This is a genomic window from Telluria sp. RT2P19, from assembly GCF_059685725.1.
In genome coordinates, this window is the sequence record NZ_JCASIL010000001.1 from 57,735 (window position 1) to 78,383 (window position 20,649).

Genomic DNA, 20,649 nt, shown 5'->3' on the forward strand with positions numbered 1-20,649 from the left:
CCGGCTTGCGCCGGACGGGTTTTTTGAGCAATTAAATTGCTTGAAACTTGAAATTGAAACTTGAAACTTAGAACGACTGGTTATAGCGCACGTAGAAGAAGCGGTCGATCGGCAGTTCGGGCGACACCGCCGACGACGACGAGTTGCCACCGGTCGAGGATGCTGCGCTGTAGTTGATCTCCGGTTTCTTGTCGAACACATTGTTCGCGCCAAGCAGGATCTTCGCATTCCACGGCAGGGCGTAACCGACCGACAGGTCGCCGTACCAGAGCTCGCCGTGGCGGTTATAGCCGGTACCCCAGCTGGTCGATGCGGTCGGATCCGAGCACTGGACGGCCGGGTTGGTGGTCCAGCAACGGTTCTTCTGGCTGCTGTAGAAGCGCGCGGTCAGGGTGGCGCTCCAGTTGCCCAGGCTCCAGTCCAGCGAGGTGTTCGACTTCACCCGGAAGATATCATATTCGCCGGCATATTCGACCCATTCGGTGTCCAGGGTCGATTGCTGCTTGTACGAATCGGTGTAGGTCGTTTCGCTACGGATGCCGAACTGGCCGAAGCGGGTGCGTGGCAGACGGTAGTTGATCGCCACGTCGACACCTTCGGTCTCGACCTTGCCGCGGTTGGTATTGCCGATCTGCAGGTCAACCACCTGGCCGGTCACGTCACGCTTGATCAGCGAGCAGAAATTCTGCACGTTGTTGACGTAGCACTCTTCCAGGGTATCGGTCGCCGAGACACCGGTGATCAGGTTCTCGATCCGGATGTTGAACCAGTCCACGGACACCGACAGGCCCGGCACGCTCGCCGGGCTGATGACCAGGCCCAGGGTGCGGGTCTTGGCCGATTCCGGCTCCAGGAAGGCATTGCCGGCGCCGGTCGTGAACGGGAACGGCGTCTGGGCACCGGTTGCGCTCACATTGGCGCCGGTCTGGTTCTTCTGGCGGAAACCGGCCGGGACGCCGGCGGCCGCGCAGCGGGCTGCAACGGTCGCATTGCGCGACGCTTCGCCGAAGGCGCTGTCGCACACGTCGAGGTAGCTGGCGAAGGTCTGCGAGCCGCCGCCGAAGGTGTCGCCCAGGGTCGGCGAGCGGAAGCCTTCGGCGTAGGTACCGCGGGCCAGCACGTCGCGCACCGGTTTCCACATGAAGCTGAACTTGCTGTTGGTGGTCGAACCGAAGTTCGAGTAGTCCGAGTAACGGGTCGCCGCGTTCAGGCTCAGCAGCTCAGCGAACGGCACGCCTTTCAGCAGCGGCACATTGGCTTCCAGGTAGGCTTCGCGCACGGTGTAGCGGCCATAGGTCGCGTTACCGGCCAGGCTGGACGAATAGCCCGACTGCTCGAACTGGCCCGGCACGTCGTTGCCGCGCACTTCGCGGTGCTCGATACCGGCCGCGACGCCCAGGCCGCCGGCTGGCAGCTGGAACAGTTCGCCGGTGATATCGGCGGTGGCGCTGTTGACGACCGAGCTGTAGGTCGCCTGGGCGGTCGACATCACGTAATCCAGCGCTTCCTGGGTCGAGGCCGATGGGCCGCCCAGGATGTTGAACGGCACGCAGGCGGCAAGGCCGATCGGTGCTGCCGGGGTGCCGCACTGCACGACGCCCGAGGCGTTCATGAACGATGGGCCGAGCGCTTTTTTCAGGTTCAGCAGGTTGAGGTCACCGTAGCCGCGCACGGCGCCGTCGACCCTGCTGTGGTTGTAGCCGACACTCCAGTTCCATGGATTGGTGGCGATCGCGAATTCGCCTTCCAGCACGGCGTCGATGTGCAGGGTGCGGTTGTTGTTGTCGGTCACGCGCGGCACGTCGATCGTGCGGCGGTAGAAGAACAGGTCTTGCCCGTTGCCGGCGCCGGCCACCGAGTTGCCGTACGGATTGTAGTAGCTGGCCTTGTCGACATACACCGGGAACGCGGCCTGGGCCGTCGAGCTCAACGGATAGCCCGCGACCGTACGGTTCGACTGGCGGTCGGCGTACATCGCGGTGGTCTTGAAGTTCATATTCCACGGCAGCGCGACTTCGCCCTTGACGAAGATCGAGGTCAGCTTGCTCGGGGTCAGGAAGTGCATCTGGCTGGTCGAGTTGAACAGATCGGCCGGTGCATTGGTGAACGGGTGGTAATTGGCCGGATTGCGCGAGTCGGCGCCCACGCCATCACCCTGTTGGGCGCCGGTGTGGTTCAGGACCTGGTCGAAGCCGGTCGGGCCGCCGGTCGCGCTGACCTGGCGGATACGGCCCCATGGGCCGCTGCCCAGTGCCGAGTTCGGACGATCAGGACCATTCGAGGTCGCGGTGATGTCGCGCGTCTTGGCCCAGACCGGGCCCTGCTCGGTGTAGGTCAGGCCGAACAGCAGCGACGCCTTGTCGTCACCGGCGCCGTAGGCGAGCGAATAATCCTTGGTCTTGCCGTCGTTCTTTTCGTTCTGACCGTGGTACACACTGGCCTGGCCACCCTGCATGGTTTTCTTCAGGATGATGTTGACCACGCCCGAGATCGCGTCCGAACCGTAGATCGACGAGGCGCCATCCTTCAGGATCTCGACCCGTTCGATCAGTGCCGACGGGATGGTCGACATGTCGGTATAGCCGTTGACCGACTGGCTCCAGCGCTTGCCGTCGACCAGCACCAGCAGGCGCTGCGAGCCGAGGTTGCGCATGTCGAGGAACTGGCCGCCCTGTTCACGGCCCGCGCCCAGCGCGGTGCCCTTGCTGAACGCCGGAACGCCCGCCGAGGACATGCTGTTGATGATGTCACCGACGGTGACCAGGCCGCTCTTCTGGATCTGTTCCTGGCTCATCACCTGGACCGGCTGCGCGGTCTCGAGGTCGACCTGGCGAATACGGGAACCGGTAACCTCGACGCGTTGCAGTGCCTCCTGCGCGATGGCGCTCAGTGAAGGCAGCGCGAGGGCGACGGCCAATGCGATCTTCGTTCGTTGTTGCATGTGCTCTCCATCCTGCGTTCCACGGGGGTGAAACGACTTTTTATGATTAATAATTGCAACCCGTGCGCATGCGGATGCCCGTGGGTAACGGGTGTTCCGTTGTGCATACACATCTATATAAAACCATTCGGTGTTGACCAGTGTCAACGCGCTGGCAGGCTGTTTTTGTGGCAAAAACAACAGTTCACAAAAAGAAATTAACTGACTAAAAAGTCAGCAGTAAAGACGTTCTTTTTGGGTGCAAGAATGCCTGCCAGCCCATGGCATCTGCACATGGGACGTGCATGCGCACCGGGGTGGTGCGCATGGAATAAATACGGTGAGAACGAGGAGTCTGGAGTAAGCGTCAAGCGCCGAAACAGGCTTGCCACAGCGCTAGCACGCTGTCGGGATGGTGGTCGACCAGGCTCGGTTCGACCCGGGTCTTGTCGTGGCCTTGCAGGCGCACGCTGTGCTGCAGCTTGCGCATGGCGCGGTAGGCGTCGGCGACGCGGGCGGCCAATCCGGCGTCGATCAGGCCCAAGTCGCCGCAGCGGCGCAGCAGGGCGATATTGCCGGCATTCGCCGTCAGCTGCGGATAGCTTGCCGCATGGCGCAGCACCAGGTATTGCACGATGAACTCGATGTCGATCATGCCGCCCAGGTCGTGCTTGAGGTCGAACTGCGTGCTACGGTTGATGTTGGCGTTACGCATGCGTTCGCGCATGCGCACCACCTCTTCGCGCAGCCGGGGCTCTTGCGCGCTGCGGTCCTTGCGCAGCACCTGTTCGCGGATCGCCTCGAAGCGTGCGCCGATGCCGGGTTCGCCGGCGCAGAAGCGGGCCCGGGTCAAGGCCTGGTGTTCCCACAGCCAGGCGGCGTCGTTCTGGTAGCGCTCGAAGGCGGCGACGGACGAGACCAGCATGCCGCTGGCGCCGTCCGGGCGCAGGGCGATGTCGACGTCGAACAGGATGCCGGCCGCGGTATGGGCCGTCATCCAGGTGATGAAGCGCTGGGCCAAGCGCGCATACAGCGGCGGCGCGTCCTGGTCGTCGTCGTCGTACAGGAAGATGACGTCGAGGTCGGAGACATAGCCCAGCTCCTTGCCGCCCAGCTTGCCGTAGGCGATGACGGCGAACGACGGCTCCTCGCGGTGCCGCCCGTTCACCGTGCGCCAGGCGTGCCTGACCACGGCGCCGACGATCATGTCCGCCAGGGCCGACAGATGGTCGGCCAGGTGTTCGACCGACAATTCTCCGGCCAGGTCCAGGGCGAGCAGGCGAAACAGCTGGGCGTGGTGGGCTTCGCGCAGGATGTCGAGCTGGCGCTCGGTGTCGCCGGCCGCTTCAAGCAGGTGTTCGTCGAGCAGCAGGGCCAGTTGCGCCAGGTCGCCGGCGCCGGCGTTGCGGTCGTCCAGCAGTTCGTCGAGCAGGATCGGGTGCTGGGTGAGGAAGGTCGCGGACCAGCCGCTGGCGTTGATCATGCGGATCACGCGCTCGAGCGTGTGCGGGTATTCCGTCAGCAGGGACAGGTAGGCCGAGCGGCGCGCGATCGCCTCGAACAGGTCGAGCAGGCAGCCCAGGGTGGCGGCGTGGCTCCCGATCCCCGCTTCGCGCACCACGGTCGCGACCAGGGGCAGGGCGGCGTCCACCAGCGCCAGCAGCCTGCCCCGGCTGGCGTCCGGCAGGCTGGCCAGGCGCGGCCCTTGCAGGGTGGCGGCCAGGCGGCTGCCCGCCGTGCGGGCGTCGTCGAAGCCGAGCGCGGCGAGGCGGGCGGCGACCGCGTCCAGGTTGTCCAGCTCGTCGGCCAGCGCGGGGGCGTCGGGGTCGTCGTCCGGTTTTTCCTTGTCGGCGAAGATGGCGTCGAACTGCTGGGCCACATAACGCCGCTGTTCGTCCAGCGCGTGCAGCAGCGCGGCTTCGTCGGCGTAGCCCATCATGCGCGCCACCGCGAGCCGGTCTTCCTCGCCCACCGGCAGGGTATGGGTCTGGGCGTCTTCCAGGTATTGCACCCGGTGCTCGAGATTGCGCAGGAATGTGTAGGCGTGCAGCAGGCGCTCGACCGTCTCTTGCGGCAGCAGCTCGCGCTCGGCCAGCAGACCCAGGGTCTTGCGGGTCGAGCGCTCGCGCAGGGCCGGGTCGCGCCCGCCCCGGATCAGCTGGAACACCTGGGCCAGGAACTCGATCTCGCGGATGCCGCCGCGGCCCAGCTTGACGTTGTGGCTGCGTTCGGGATGCAGGCGCTCCTGGCGTTTCACTTCGGCGCGGATCTGGGCGTGCATATTGCGGATCGCGTCGATCACGCCGAAGTCGAGGTAGCGCCGGAACACGAAAGGCCGCACGATGGCGTCGAGCGCGGCGATATCCTCGGGCTCGCCGGTGACGGCGCGCGCCTTGACCCAGGCATAGCGTTCCCATTCGCGGCCCTGGACGATCAGGTATTCCTCGACCATGCCGAGGCTGGCCGCCAGCGGACCCGACTTGCCGTTGGGCCGCAGCGCCATGTCGACGCGGAACGTGAAGCCGTCCTCGATCACCTCGGACAGGGCCGCGTTCAGGCGCCGTCCCAGGCGCACGAAGAACTCGTGGTTCGACAACTGTCGCTGGCCGGGGCCGGCCGCGGTCTCGCCGTCTTCGGGATAGACGAAGATCAGGTCGATGTCCGACGACACATTCAGTTCGCCGCCACCCTGCTTGCCCATGGCCAGCACCATCAGGTGCTGCGCCCGGCCGGATTCCTCGCCGGTGGGCATGCCGTGGCTGGCCACCAGCTCGGCGGTGAGGCTGGCGACATGGGTCTGGATCGCGAAGTCGGCGAACGCCGTCATGGCCGTGACCACTTCGTCGAGCCCGGCCTGGCCGCCCAGGTCGCGCGCCACGATGGCCGACACCAGCAGGTTGCGCACGCGGCGCATGGCGCGTTCGAGCGGCAGCCCCTTGCCCAGTTCAACCTCCAACAGCGCGCGGAAATCGGCGCACCCCAGCGATAATGATGACAATTCGGCCAATTGTGCGGTCCGCTCCGGCGCGGCGTCGAGCCAGCGCTGGACAAAGCGCGAAGCGCAGGCGGGGGAAGGTGGGGTCATCGTCGATCCTGGTAGATGAGGGCGTTTTAAGGTCGGGTTCATTTGCGATGCGGTAGAATGGCCCGCTGCATGGGCATGGCCACGCGTCGTCCGCGACCTGGGCCTGGTTGGGCCATCGATGCCCGGGGTTGCACCGATGGTAAGGTAGACGCCGCGACTGTTGCAAGCGACCTGTTTTATTCAAGAGTTAAATTTACGGCGAGCCTTTGTTATTAGCACCTTGATGCACAACCCGGATCCGCAGGCGCCCACTGCGGCATCGCCGCTTGCCGTGCGCTGGCGGCGGCTGCGTGCGGCCTATCGGGTCGCGAACCTGGCATCGCACCACGTGCTGGGCTTCACCATCAAGCTCGTACTGCTGGTGTATTTCTCGCTCGCCGTGCTGTTCCTGGTGCTGCGCTACGCCATCCTCCCGAATATTGACCTGTATAAAAGCGACATCGAGCGCGTGGCCGGCAACGCCCTCGGCAGCCGGGTCACCATCGCGCGCCTGGCTGCTTCCTGGCACGGCGTGCGGCCGGCGCTGTCGCTGGCCGAGGTGCGCCTGCACGACCGCGAAGGGCGCGAGGTGCTGGCGCTGCCCCAGGTCGAGGCGACCCTGGGCTGGTGGAGCGTGGCCGCGTTCGAGCCGCGCTTCGCCTCGCTCGAGATCGTGGCGCCGCGGCTGGCCGTGCGGCGCGGGCTCGACGGCGTGATCGAGGTCGCCGGCATCCGGCTCGATCCGAGCAAGAGCGAGGGCGGTGGCGCCGACTGGCTGTTCCGCCAGCGCGAGATCGTGATCCGCGACGGCCGGGTCGACTGGACCGACCAGCTGCGCGGCACGCCGCCTTTGGCGCTGGAGGGCGTGACGCTGGCGCTATTGAATCGCTGGGGCAGCCACCACTTCGCCCTGCAGGCCACGCCGCCGCGCACGCTGGGCAGCCCGATCGACGTGCGCGCGCAGTTCCGCCACCGCTTCGGCGAACGGCCGTCGGACATGCGGCGCTGGAAGGGCGAGCTGTATGCCGACCTGCGCGACGTCGACCTCGGCGCCTGGAAGCGCTTCGTCGACTACCCGATCCAGCTCGAGCGCGGCCGCGGCTCGCTGCGCGCCTGGGTCAGCTTCGACCAGGCGCGCCTGGCCGGTTTCACGGCGGACCTCGCCCTGGCCGGCGTGAATGCGCGCCTGGGCAAGGACATCGCGCCCCTGCAGCTGGCGCGCGTCAGCGGCCGCCTGTCGGCGCGCGAGGAAATGCTGCCGGACGCGGCCGACGGCAAGCCGACCTTCGGCGCCCACGGCCACACGATCAGGCTCGACAATTTCGCGGTGGTCGCGCGCGACGGCCGCGCGCTGCCGCCGGCCACGCTGGAAGAAACCTGGCGTCCGGCCAGGGGCGGCCAGCCCGAGCGCGGCGCCCTGCGCGCGCGCCAGCTCGACATCGGCGCGCTGGCCGCGCTGGCCCAGTACCTGCCGATCACGCCGGTGCAGCGCCAGCTGCTGGCCGACTATGCGCCGCGCGGCATGCTGCAGGACGTCAGCGCCGAGTGGGATGGCCGCTATCCGAACGTGAGCGGCTGGCGCATCCGGGGCAACGTCGCCGACCTTGCGCTGAACGCGGTCGCGGCGCGTCCGGCGCGCCCCGCCCAGGGCGGTATCCCGGCGCTGCCGGCGCGGCCCGGCACGCCCGGCTTCGAGCACTTGAGCGGCCACATCGACGCCAACGACCGCGGCGGCCAGGTGGCGCTGGAATCGAAGGGGCTGGCGCTGTTCATGCCGGCCTGGTTCGCCGAGCCGCGCATGCCTTTCGACCAGCTGGCCCTGGCGGCGAACTGGACGTTCGAGCCGGGCAGGGAGTTGCAGGTCGAGGTCGACGACCTGCGCTTCCGCCAGGGCGAGCTGACGGGTGAGATCTCGGGGCGCCACGTGCTGCCGCTCACGCCCGGTCACGGCCCCGGCACGGCCGATTTCACGGGCAGACTAGATGGCTTCGCGATCGACCGGATCGGCCGCTACCTGCCGCTGGCCACCCCGCACAGCCTGCACGACTGGCTGGTCGGCGCGCTGCAGGGCGGGCGCTTGAGGGATGCTACGCTGCGCCTGCGCGGCGACCTGGCCCACTTCCCGTTCCATGCCGGGGATTCGGCCCCCCATGCGGCCGAGCGCGCACGCGGCGAATTCAATGTGGCGGGGCGGCTCGAACAGGCGCGCCTCGAATACGCGCCAGGCCACCGCCATCCGGACGGTACCCCACTGTGGCCGCTGGCCGAGGCGATCGACGGCCGCATCGAGTTCGACCGCGCGCGCATGGAAATCAACGGCAAGACCCTGCGCACGCTGGGCGTGGCGCTGTCGAACGTGAAGGCGGTAATCCCCGACCTGACGGCCCACGAGAAGATGGCGCTGGAGATCGACGGCAGCGGCGCCGGACCGCTGCAGGAATTGCTGCGCTATGTGGCGGCCACGCCGGTGCTGGACTGGATCGGCCACTTTACCGAAGACACGCGCGCCAGCGGCAGCGCGAAGCTGGGCCTCGCGCTGCGCATGCCGCTCTCGCACCTGCACGACACGAAAGTGCAGGGCAGCCTGCAACTGCAGAACAACGACGTCAGCCTCTTCCCCGAACTGCCGACCCTGCAGGCGGCCCAGGGCCGGATCGATTTCCACGACCACGGCTTTGGGCTCGAAGGAATCAGGGCCAGTTTCCTGGGTGAGCCGGTCATGGTGGCCGGCGGCACCCAGCGCGACGGCAGCACGCGCGTGCTGCTCGACGGCGTGTTGTCGGCCGAGGGGATGCGCCGCACCGCGCCGGCGCCGGCGCTGGGTCGCCTGGCCGAACGCCTGTCGGGCAGCGCCCACTACACCGGCACGATCGTGGTGCGCGAGGGTCGCCGCACGATCGCGATCGACTCCACCCTGGCGGGTCTCGGCGTCGAATTGCCGCATCCGCTGAACAAGGTGGCCGACGCCAGCCTGCCGCTGAGCTTCGTGCTGGAAGGCGCCCCGACCATGGCCGGCCTGGCGCGCGACGAGATCCGCGTCGGCGTCGGCCCGAATCTGTCGGCGCGCTACCTGCGCGAAAAGCAGGGCAAGGGCCCATGGCGCGTGAGCCAGGGAGGCATCGGCGTCAACGTGCCGGCGCCGCTGCCCGACGAAGGCATGATGATCCACGTCGATTCGAAGGTGCTCAATATCGACCAGTGGCTGGCCGCCGGTCGCGCCATCGCCGGCAGCGACGGGGCGCCCGCCGGCGCGCCAGCGGCGCCGGGCGGCATGGGCGCCAGCGCGCCAGGCGCGGGCGCCGACTTCACCCAGTACATCCTGCCGACCGTGCTGGCCGGGCGCATCAGCGAGCTCACGATCGGCGAGCGCCGCGTGGCCGACGTGGTGGTCGGCGCCACGCACCTGCGCGACACCTGGCAGGCCAACCTGCATTCGCGCCAGGCCAGCGGCTACCTCACCTGGGCCGAGACCCCGAGCGGCCTGGGCAAGGTGACGGCGCGCCTGGCCTCGCTCACGATCCCCGAATCGGCCGAGGCCGAGGTCAAGGACTTGCTGGAGTCGAACCAGGGAGCGACCGCCACCATCCCGTCGCTCGACATCGTGGCCGAGCAGTTCGAACTGTTCGACAAGCCCCTGGGTCGGCTGGAGCTGCGCGCCAGCAATGTGCGCGCGCTGGCGGGCCGCGAATGGCGCATCGACCGCATTGCCCTGGCCAATCCGGACGGCCAGCTCAAGGCCAACGGCCGCTGGCTGACCAAGGACGGCAAGAGCAATACCAGCCTGAACTTCGCGCTCGACATCGACGACGCCGGCAAGCTGCTCGACCGCCTGGGCTTCCCCGGCACCATCGGACGCGGCAAGGGCGTCTTGCGCGGCGACGTGTCCTGGGCCGGCCTGCCGTACGCGATGGACATCCCGAGCCTGTCGGGCCAGATCGAGATGAACGTGGAATCGGGCCAGTTCCTCAAGCAGGACCCGGGCGCCGCCAAGCTGCTCGGCGTGCTCAGCCTGCAAGCGCTGCCGCGCCTGCTCAAGCTCGATTTCCACGACGTGTTCTCGGAAGGCCTGGCCTTCGACGGCATCAGCGCCAACGCCATGATCGCGCGCGGGGTGGTACGCACCGACAACCTTAAAATGCATGGGGTGGCGGCCACGGTGCTGATGAGCGGCAGCGCCGATATCGCCAATGAATCGACCAATCTGCGGGTGGTGGTGATCCCGGAATTCAACCTCGGCACCGGGCCGCTGGTATATGGCCTGGCGGTCAATCCCGTGATCGGCCTGGGAAGCTACCTGGCCCAGTTGTTCCTGCGCGCACCGGTGATGAAGGCGCTGACCTATGAAATGCAGGTGACGGGGCCGTGGAAGGCGCCCATCATTACCAAGATCGATAACCCGGCGGCGTCCGCCGCCAGAACGCCAGCGAAGAAGGACTGATATGACGACCGTAGCCGCGATCCAGATGGTATCCACCCCGAACGTCAGCGAGAACCTGGCCATCGTGCGCCGCCTGGTGGCCGCCGCCGCCGGCCGCGGCGCGACGCTGGTGGCCTTGCCCGAGTACTGGCCGATCATGGGCATGAGCGACGCAGACAAGGTCGCGCACGCCGAGGCGCCGGGCAGCGGCCCGATCCAGCAGTGCATGGCGCAGCTGGCGCGCGAGCACGGCATCTGGCTGGTGGGCGGGACGCTGCCGATGGTGTCCCCGAGCGAAGGCAAGGTGCTCAACACGACCCTGGTCTACGATCCGCAAGGCGAATCGATGAGCCGCTACGACAAGATCCACCTGTTCGGCTTCAACAAGGGAACGGAATCCTACGACGAGGCGCGCACCATCGTGCCGGGCGAGACCGTCGGCGTGTTCGACGCGCCTTTCGGTCGGGTCGGCCTGTCGGTGTGCTATGACCTGCGTTTCCCCGAGCTGTACCGCGCGATGGGCGAGTGTTCGCTCATCATCGTGCCGGCCGCCTTCACCCACACCACCGGCCGCGCGCACTGGGAAGTGCTGCTGCGCGCCCGCGCGATCGAGAACCAGTGCTATGTGCTGGCGTCGGCCCAGGGCGGGATGCACGTCAACGGCCGCCGCACCTATGGCCACAGCATGCTGGTCGATCCATGGGGCGAGGTCAAGGCGCTGCTGCCGGAAGGCGAGGGCGTGATCACTGGCGAACTCGACCCGGCCTTCCTGGCTGGCGTGCGCGAAAGCTTGCCGGCATTGCGTCACCGCAAGATGTAAGACGAAGCCGCCTGGACGCGCCAAGCGCGCGTCCAGTATGAAAGAACTGGATATGGCACAATGACCTATCCCAGAAAATACCGAACGCAACCATGACTCCATTCGAACCGAACCTTTCCTCCATCGCCGTCGCCCGCGACGTGCTGTTGACGCCATTCGGCCTCGACGAGGGCAAGCTGCTGCGCGCGCTGGGGACGATGTTCACGCACAAGGTCGACTACGCCGACCTGTACTTCCAGTTCACCAAGAGCGAAGGCTGGAGCCTGGAAGAAGGCATCGTCAAGACCGGCAGCTTCTCGATCGACCAGGGCGTCGGCGTGCGCGCCATCTCGGGCGACAAGACGGCGTTCGCCTATTCCGACGAGATTTCCGAACAGGCGCTGCTGGACGCCGCCTCGGCCACCCGCACCATCGCGCGCGCCGGTGCCGGCCGCATCAAGGTGGCCGGCAGCGCGCTGCCGACCGGCGGCCGTTCGCTATACCTGCCCAACGATCCGTTGGCCTCGCTCGATGCGACCGCCAAGGTAAAACTGCTCGAGCGCGTTGAAAAAATGGCGCGCGCCAAAGATCCGCGCGTGGTGCAGGTGATGGCCGGCCTGGCCGGCGAATACGACGTGGTGCTGGTCGTGCGCAGCGACGGCGTGCTGGCGGCCGACATCCGTCCGCTGGTGCGCGTGTCGGTGACCGTGATCGCCGAACAGAACGGCCGGCGCGAAGTCGGTTCCTCGGGCGGCGGCGGCCGTTACGACTATGCTTACTTCAGCGATGAAGTGCTGGACCGCTACGCCACCGAGGCCGTGAAATCGGCCTGCGTCAACCTGGAGGCGCGTCCGGCCCCGGCCGGTCCGATGACCATCGTGCTGGGACCGGGCTGGCCCGGCGTGCTGCTGCACGAAGCGGTGGGCCACGGCCTGGAAGGCGACTTCAACCGCAAAGGCTCGTCCTCGTATGCCGGCATGATCGGCCAGCGCGTGGCGGCCAAGGGCGTAACCGTGGTCGACGACGGCACGTTGCAGGATCGCCGTGGTTCGCTGAACATGGACGACGAGGGCAACCCGACGCAGTGCACCACGCTGATCGAGGACGGCATTCTGAAAGGCTATATCCAGGATACGATGAATGCACGCCTGATGAAGATGCCGATCACGGGCAATGCGCGCCGCGAGTCGTTCGCCCACCTGCCGATGCCACGCATGACCAACACCTATATGCTGGGCGGCGACAAGGACCCGCAAGAAATCCTTGCCTCGGTCAAGAACGGCCTGTACGCGGCGAACTTCGGCGGCGGCCAGGTCGACATCACCAACGGCAAGTTCGTGTTCTCGGCCAGCGAGGCCTATATGATCGAGGACGGCAAGATCACCTATCCGGTAAAGGGCGCGACCCTGATCGGCAACGGTCCGGACGTGATGAACCGCATCTCGATGATCGGCAACGACATGCGCCTGGATTCGGGCGTGGGCGTGTGCGGTAAAGAGGGCCAGAGCGTGCCGGTGGGCGTCGGCCAGCCGACGCTGCGCATCGATGGTGTGACGGTGGGCGGTACGGCCTGATCCGTTTCGGAGGCCCCGCCAAACCTGCTGCGCGTTGCACTGTCGGCCTGGCTGCGCAGGTCTGCGATGCGCGCAGTACGCCCGTACGGCTCGCTTCTCGACCGACATTGCTGCCGTTCGCGACGGTGACCGAGGTCGCCTGCCGCTCACGACGCCCGGCCTTGCGCCGGGCGTCGTCGTTCCAGGAGCCGGTCAGTAAGAATAGCGCGCGCCCAAGGTGAAGTACCGCCCGATCGCCCCGTAGTAATCCAGCGGGTTGTACGACACCGCCCCATACGTCAGCGGATCGAGCGGCGCCTGCTTGTCGAACACGTTCTGGATCGAGCCATAGATTTCCCAGCGTGGCTGCGGTTTCCAGCGCAGCACCAGGTCGACCGTGGTGAACGAGGCCAGCTCGCAATCGGTCGGCGCATCCATGCCATTGGCGAAGTGGCTGGCGCAGCCGTCGGGATCGTCCTTGAAGAAGGTGTTGTCGATCGGCCCGCGGTAGTTGACGTTGGCCGACAGGCGCCAGTTCTCGCGGTCCCAGGTCGCGCGCAGGTTGACCTTGTGGTCGGGCGTGCCCATGCAATTGCTGACGTCGCAGTTGCCATGGGTGCCGGCGTAGTCGCGCGTCGTGCCGTCCTGCTCGGTGCGCTCCCATTTGTCGAGGTAGGTGTACTTGGCGTCGAAGGTCAGCGTGCCCCAGCCGCGCGGCAGGCCGACGCTCTGGCGCGCATCGAGGTCGATGCCGCGTACCTCGGTCTCGGCCGAGTTCACGTAGCGCGCCAGCACCGCCGTGATCGCGCCCGGGTCGCCCGGGATCGTCGGCACCGCCGTGCTCGGATCGCGCGCCACGTTGCCGGCGTCGATCGCGGCGTCGATCTGTTCCTGGTTGATCTCGTTCTTGCGCCTGATCTGCCAGAAGTCGAGCGAGAAGCTGGTGCGCGGCAGCGGGTCCCAGATCACGCCCACGTTCCAGCTCTTCGAGCGCTCGGGGCTCAGGTCCTGGTTGGGCGAGGTGATGACCGCCACCGAGGCCGGGCTGCAGGCGACCTCGACTCCCAGCGCGCAGCGCACCGGGTCGTCGGTATTCGAGAAGGCGGCCAGGCCGCCGACGCCGTTCTCGGCCGGGCTCGGCGCCCGGAAACCCTTGGCCCAGGTGGCGCGCAACGCCAGTTCGCGGCGCGGGTTCCACTTGACGCCGACCTTCGGCGTCCAGGCGTCGCCCACGTCGGTGAAGTGGTCGTAGCGCATGGCGCCGGTGAGCTCGACGCCGGGCAGCACCGGGGCCAGCACCTCGCCGTACAGCGCCGTCACGTTGCGCTGGCCGTCGTAGGCCGAATAGCCCAGGCCGATGATGTTGCCGCGTTCGGTGCCCGCGGTCGGGTCCAGGCGCGCCGATTCGTGGCGGTGTTCCAGGCCCAGCGCCACGCCCACCGGCCCGCCTGCCAGCTTGCCGATCTCGCGCGTGGCCTTGAAGTCGATTTGCGCGATCTCGGTCTCGGCGTCGTTCGCGATGGTCGGCGACAGGGCGGCATACACGGCCGGTGAATTCAGGCCCGCATTCTCGGCGATGCGCCAATAGGCGCCGGGCGGCAGCGCGCGGTAGCCGGGATTGGCCTGGGCCGCGGCCACGTTCGCGGGCGATGGGTCGAGCAGGGCAAAGGTGGCGTCGCGCTGCAGGTAGCCGCGCCGGTCGTTGTCGACCTTGCTGCGCGAATACAGCAGTGAGGTATCCCAGTCCCAGGCGCCGTGGGTACCGCGCGCGCCGAACAGTGCGCGGATGAAGGTCGACGAGATGTCGGACTCGCGCGGGCCGACGTCGAAGGGCAGGTAGCGCAGCCGCGCCGCGCTGCCGAAATACGGGTTGTCGGGATGCTCGGCGCCGAACTGGACGCCGGCGTTGCTGACCGGGCCGCCAGGGTAGCCGACGCTGCCGGCAAGCGGGTTCGGCGTGGTGCTGGATTGTGCCAGGCTGTTGTACAGATTGAGCTCGGCATAGGCCTCGGTCTCGCCCTGCAGCTTGAGCGTGCCGCGGCTGTAGAGCGACAGGTATTCGCTGTCGGGCTGGATCTGGTTGTACAGGAAGGACGAATCGACCACGCAGCCGCCGCCCGGATCGCCCTGCGGATGGTTGGTGAAGTTGCCGCAGGCCGCGCCCGGGAAGGTGCGGGTGAAGCCGGGGCCGGCCAGGTCGCCGCGGTTGTGGTAGTCGAGCGTGGCGGGATTGCGCACATTGCCGTTGATGGCGTTGCCGGACTGGTTGTTGCCGGTGATGGCGCCGGTGCCGCCGAAACCCTGCTGGGCCGAATAGCCCCAGGGCCGCAGGTCGACCTTGCCGATGTAGTCGCGGTTGCCGCGGTCGCGGTACCAGATTTCTTGCGTGTGCTTGTACTCGACGTTGAACAGCACATTGTAGCGGTCGGTGTCGAGGTCGCCGATGCCCCAGGCCAGGGCCAGGTTGTGCTGCTGGCCGTCGCCGGCCTCGCCGGTTCCGATCAGGGCGCGCGCACTGGTGCCCTGGAAGTTGCGGCGCAAGATGATGTTGATCACGCCGGCGATGGCGTCGGAACCGTAGATGGCCGAGGCGCCGTCCTTGAGGATCTCGATGCGCTCGACGGCGTCGGTCGGGATCACGTTGAGGTCGGCGAATACCTTCTGGCCGTCGTCGGCCAGGCCGTAGGGCGCCATGCGGCGGCCGTTGAGCAGCACCAGGGTCGAGGCCGTGCCCAGGCCGCGTAGCGAGATGCCGGAAGCGCCGGAGGCGAAGCCGCTGCCAAAGCTCATCGGTACCGAGCCCTGGTTGTCGACCGCCAGCGTCTGCAGCAGTTCGGCGACCGTGGTCTTGCCTGAACGCTCGATGTCGTTGCGATTCACGGTGAGCACGCTGGACGCGGTCTCGGCTTGGGCGCGACGGATGTTCGAGCCGGTGATCTCGACCCGGGCCACGGGAGCGGCTTCTTGCGCGGCGGCAGGGTGGGCAACCGCCAGCAGCACGGGACCGGCAAGCGCCAGGCCGGCGGCGGCGGCGCCGCCGCCCGCGAACAGGCGGCGCACGGAACGGGAAAGCAGGGTTTCAGTCATGGTTCGACACTCCAGTGAGTGAAATGATCCGGATGCCGTGCGCTTGAAAGGTTGATCCTTAATTCTGATCAATTTCCTTGGGGCCTGTGTATGTCTACAATCAAACCGCGCGGCAGGCGGGCTTGAATCGACTGTTGCATTGGTGGCATCGGCGAGGCTGATGTAGCGCAAAGTACGACCCAAGCCCGCAAGGCGACGTCTGTTTGTCGCAACCGATTGTTGTCTGTACAAGCTTGCAAGCGGCGACAAAAGGCTTGCCAACGTTCACGCCTTGTTGTTATAGTCAATTCGACCAATACGGACGACACCATGCGCCACGCTTTCTTTACCCGCTTTTTTTACTTTAGCCATTCCAGCCTCAGGCGGTGGAGTAGCGGCGGGCACGCGGAGTAAACGTCCCGGCAGCATCCAGACAAACCGCCAGCGATGGCGGTTTTTTTATTTCCAGTCCTGAACGAATACCGCATAGAACAGCACGAAAGGGAATCCCAGCATGCCCCGTACCGACGATTTACGCATCCGTGAAATGAAGGAACTGACGCCGCCCTCGCATCTGATCCGCGAGTTCCCGGTGACGCCGCAGGCCGAGCAGACCGCGGCCGGCGCGCGCATCGACCTGCACCGCATCCTGCACGGCCAGGACGACCGCCTGATGGTGGTGATCGGACCGTGCTCGATCCACGATCCCAGGGCCGCGCTCGAGTACGCGCGCCGGCTGGTACAGGAACGCCAGCGCTTCGCCGGCGAGCTCGAGATCGTGATGCGCGTCTATTTCGAGAAGCCGCGCACCACCGTCGGCTGGAAGGGCCTGATCAACGATCCGTACATGGACAACAGCTTCCGCATCAACGACGGCCTGCGCATGGCGCGCGAACTGCTGCGCGACATCAACGAGATGGGCTTGCCGGCTGGCACCGAATTCCTCGACGTGATCAGCCCGCAATACATCGCCGACCTGGTCAGCTGGGGCGCGATCGGCGCCCGCACCACCGAATCACAGGTGCACCGCGAGCTGGCTTCCGGCCTGTCGTGCCCGGTCGGGTTCAAGAACGGCACCGACGGCAATATCAAGATCGCGACCGAGGCGATCAAGGCCGCCTCGCAGCCACACCACTTCCTGTCGGTGACCAAGGGCGGCCACTCGGCGATCGTGTCGACCTCGGGCAACGAGGATTGCCACATCATCCTGCGCGGCGGCAAGACGCCGAACTACGATGCGGCAAGCGTCGACGAGGCCTGCAAGCAGATCGCCGCGCTGGGCCTGGCCAGCCGCCTGATGATCGACGCCTCGCATGCGAACAGCTCGAAGAAGCCCGAGAACCAGGTGCCCGTATGCGCCGATATCGCGCAGCAGATCGCGGGCGGCGACGACCGTATCGTCGGCGTGATGATCGAATCGCACCTGGTGGCCGGCCGCCAGGACCTGGTCCCGGGCAAGGAATTGACCTACGGCCAGTCGGTGACCGACGGCTGCATCGACTGGGACACCAGCGTGGGCGTGCTGGAAGGCTTGGCCGGAGCGGTGCGCCAGCGCCGCCTGCGCCAGGAATGATCCGGTCCGTGGGGCCAGATCAACAAGAATCAGTTGAATGAAGAAGGGCGCACCGAGGTGCGCCCTTCTTGTTTCAGCTCATGACGATCAGAACTTGGCGGTCACGTTCAGGAAGATATGACGGCCCAGGGTGTCATACACCTGCGGATAGGTATTGCCGTTGCCGAACACGGCCGCGACGACGCCCGACACCGGTGGATCCTTGTCCAGCGCATTGTTCATGCCGGCGCGGAAGGTGAAGTTGTCGTTGATGCGGTAGTTGCCCACCAGGTCCAGGTAGCTGCGCGCGCCCAGGCTTTCGTCGGCTGGCTCGAAGTCGCCGGCCAGGATCGGATTGCTGCTCGACTGGTCGAGCTTGGTGCCGCGGACGTAGCGCCAGGTCGCGCCCAGTTCCAGGCCGCGCCATGGGGTTGCCCACACCGCGCGCAGCTTGTGGCGCCACTTCGGCATCGGGGTGCCGCACGAGGTGCCATGGAAGCCCGAGCAGTCGTACTCGCCCGAACCCGGGAAGTCTTCCTGGATGAATTCCTTCAGGTAGGTGCCCATCAGCGACAGGTCGAGGCCGCCCCAGGCGCCCATCTTCATGCGGTAGTTGGCGCCCAGGTCGATGCCCTTGGTCGACATCTGGCCCAGGTTCTGGTTGGTCGCGATCACCTGTGCGGCTGGCAGCGCCCACAGGGTGCCCAGGCGGTCACGGGTGATCAGCGAGCAGAAGGTCGGATCGCCCGTGTTCAGGCACTGGGTCAGGGTAGTCGAGGCCGGCAAGCCGCCGATCGTGCCCTCGACCTTCATGTCGAAGGCGTCGATGGTGATCGAGCTGTTGCGGGTCGGGGTCAGCACCAGGCCCAGGGTGTAGGAATCCGAGGTTTCCGGTTCCAGGTTCGGGTTGCCGCCGCTGATCTGGTTGTACTGCAGGGCAGGGCTGTCCTGGATGGTGCCGTACTGGGCGGCGGTGACGCCGGTCAGCTGGCACTGCGCCAGGGTGGCGCTCGGGTTGGCGCCGGCGCAGGGGTCGTTCGACATGCCGAACAGGCTCAGGCCGAAGGGGCTGAACAGCTCGACGACGTTGGCCGCGCGTGCCGCGCGCTGGTAGCTGAAGCGGAACTTCGCTTCTTCGACCGGCGCCCACTCGAAGCCCACGCCATACGAATTGGTCTTGTGGCCGGTCGAGTAGTCCGATTTGCGGTAGCTGGCGGTGGCGGTCAGCTGGTCGGCGAACGGCACGTCCTGCAGGATCGGGATGCGGGTCTCGGCGAAGTAGTCGCGCACGCTGAACTGGCCGGCCACGCTCTGGGTCGGTCCGCCCTGACCGGCCAGGTCGCCGGTGGAGAAGGCCGCGTCGGCGTTCAGGTCGAGTTTCTCGGTGCGGTGTTCCCAGCCGAAGGCGACGCCCACGCCTTCCTTGCTGCCAGGGATGGTCAGGCCATACTCGCCCAGGTCGGACGACAGGTTGATGCCCTGCACGGTCTGCGAGGTGCTGCCGCGCTGGAAGCCCGGGGTCTGCAGGTAGCTCAGCGCTTCCGGGGTCACGCCGCCGAGGCGCCAGATATTGTACGGAACGCAGTTCGGGTCGGTGCCGTTGACGACGCTGCGGCACACCGGGTTGCCGCCGGCGTCGGCCACGACGTCCAGGGCGCGCGCGCTGCGGGCGATCGAGAAGTCGTTGTAATAGGTTTCCGAGTACAGCACCTTGCCGACCTGGGCGAAGGCGTCGTAGCGCCAGTTGCCGATGTCGCCCTTGATGCCGATCACGCCGCGGTAGGACGTATGACGCTGGTCATCCTGGCGGCCGCCGCCTTCGACGTTGCGGCGGAAGATCAGCGCGTCGGCGGTGTCGCCGGGGCCGGTCATGCCGAGTGCGCTGCGCCAGGCGTCGGTCAGCAGCGGGTTTTCCCAGCGGATCGCATTCGGGCCGGAGGCATCCAGGCCGAACAGGCCGGACGGGGCGATCTGGGCCACGGTGCTGTCATCGTGGAAGCTGGCCTCGGTGTACAGGCGCGCCTTGTCGTTGATGTCGTAGTGGCTGAAGGCGCTGAAGGTGTAGCGTTCGGTAGGACGGCGGTAGTAGTTCAGCGGACCGAAGTTGTACTGGTCGGTGGCGGCGACATATGGACGGACGTTGCCCGCGGCATCGGCCACGGTGCGGTCGCCGTTGGCGGTGATGAAGCGGCCAGGGAAGCTGGTGCCCGAACCGCCGCAGTTGAACTGGTTGCCCGAGCTGAAGCCGTCCAGCGAGCACGACGAGAAGTCGCGCTGCGACTGCAGGACCGGGTCTTCCTTCTTGTAGCCGAAGTACAGCGTGGCGTTGCCCCTGCCGTCGGCGAAGTTACCGCCCAGCAGCAGGCTGATGTCCTTGATCTTGGCGTCGGCGCCGACGTCGTCCGGCAGCGGATAATTGCGGCGCCGGGCCGCCTCGGCCGCCAGGCCGCCATTCTGGTCGTGGTTGTAGAACTGATAGTTGGCGTCGATCTGCACGCCCTGGAAGGTGTCGTTCATGATGAAGTTGACGACACCGGCGACCGCGTCCGAACCGTAGATCGCGCCGGCGCCGCCGGTCAGCACTTCGACGCGCTTGATCAGCGCGGCCGGGATCTGGTTCAAGTCGGCTGCGGTATTGCGCGGGCTGCCGGCCGGCAGACGGCGGCCATTGACCAGCACCAGGGTGCGGTCGGCGCCGAAGTTGCGCAGGTTGACGGTGGCCGTGCCGGACGAGCCGTTCGAGATCGAACCGCCCTGGTCGGCGAACACCTGGGGCAGGTTGTTCAGCAGGCTCTCCACCGACTTCACGCCTTCGAGCGCGATGTCCTTGGCGCCGACCACGGTGACCGGGCTGACGCTTTCCAGGTTGGCGGTGGCGATGCGCGAACCCGTCACTTCCACGCGCTGGGCCGATTCGACGGCAGGTGGCGCTTCCTGCGCCTGGACCCCCGTGACGGCGACCACAAGGCCACCGGCGCAGATCAGGCGTATCGATCGAGATAACACAGTTTCAACCATCATAGTCAGTCTTCCCCGTAAGACCTGGCGGCGGGTGGCGCCGGCCAGTAAAGTCAGTGAATCGCCACGTCATTTGGCCGCAGCATGTTTTTTACTACTTGGCAATAAAAACATTGACAGCAAGACAGTGTCAATCAGTAAAGTAAGTACGAACAAAAATACAACTACGCAATAACTTGTGTTTACAACTTGCATCTTTAGTGATAGCCACCGGAAAGTCACCAGACGCAAAATGAGATAGATCATGCGGAAAATATAGT

Annotated in this window: 8 protein-coding genes; 4 read left to right on the plus strand and 4 right to left on the minus strand. The window is 66.6% G+C overall.

Annotation, left to right across the window (positions count from 1 at the left end):
- Window positions 1-67: 67 nt before the first annotated feature.
- Complete coding sequence (locus AC56KW_RS00260; protein ID WP_497168730.1) at window positions 68-2,941, minus strand: TonB-dependent receptor plug domain-containing protein; 2,874 nt, start codon at window positions 2,939-2,941, stop codon at window positions 68-70.
- A 346-nt stretch (window positions 2,942-3,287) separates the two neighbouring features.
- Window positions 3,288-6,005 carry a bifunctional [glutamate--ammonia ligase]-adenylyl-L-tyrosine phosphorylase/[glutamate--ammonia-ligase] adenylyltransferase gene (gene glnE / locus AC56KW_RS00265; protein ID WP_497168731.1) on the minus strand — a complete coding sequence of 906 codons (2,718 nt, stop codon included), beginning with the start codon at window positions 6,003-6,005 and terminating at the stop codon, window positions 3,288-3,290.
- A 223-nt stretch (window positions 6,006-6,228) separates the two neighbouring features.
- Between glnE and AC56KW_RS00270 the strand changes: the two genes are divergently transcribed.
- From AC56KW_RS00270 to tldD, 3 genes are all read left to right on the plus strand, one after another.
- On the plus strand, window positions 6,229-10,422 hold the full coding sequence (locus AC56KW_RS00270; RefSeq protein WP_497168732.1) for a YhdP family protein: 4,194 nt from the start codon (window positions 6,229-6,231) through the stop codon (window positions 10,420-10,422).
- A 1-nt stretch (window position 10,423) separates the two neighbouring features.
- Window positions 10,424-11,221, plus strand: coding sequence for a carbon-nitrogen hydrolase family protein (locus AC56KW_RS00275; RefSeq protein WP_497168733.1), 798 nt, complete (start codon window positions 10,424-10,426; stop codon window positions 11,219-11,221).
- Window positions 11,222-11,313: 92 nt separating this feature from the next.
- A complete protein-coding gene (gene tldD / locus AC56KW_RS00280; protein WP_497168734.1) occupies window positions 11,314-12,774 on the plus strand; it encodes a metalloprotease TldD in 1,461 nt (486 codons plus the stop codon).
- 192 nt (window positions 12,775-12,966) lie between these two features.
- Here tldD and AC56KW_RS00285 read toward each other — a convergent pair whose 3' ends face one another.
- Entirely contained in the window at window positions 12,967-15,840 is a 2,874-nt protein-coding gene (locus AC56KW_RS00285; RefSeq protein ID WP_497168735.1) for a TonB-dependent receptor, read from the minus strand.
- Between the two features lie 493 nt (window positions 15,841-16,333).
- Here AC56KW_RS00285 and aroG point away from each other — a divergent pair, with 493 nt between their 5' ends.
- Window positions 16,334-17,392, plus strand: a complete 1,059-nt coding sequence (aroG, locus tag AC56KW_RS00290) for a 3-deoxy-7-phosphoheptulonate synthase AroG (RefSeq protein WP_497168736.1) — start codon at window positions 16,334-16,336, stop codon at window positions 17,390-17,392.
- A gap of 87 nt (window positions 17,393-17,479) precedes the next feature.
- On the opposite strand, the gene AC56KW_RS00295 is transcribed toward aroG, so the two are convergent.
- Window positions 17,480-20,335: a TonB-dependent receptor domain-containing protein gene (locus tag AC56KW_RS00295; RefSeq protein ID WP_497168737.1), complete on the minus strand. Its 2,856-nt coding sequence runs from the start codon at window positions 20,333-20,335 to the stop codon at window positions 17,480-17,482.
- Between the last annotated feature and the right edge of the window lie 314 nt (window positions 20,336-20,649).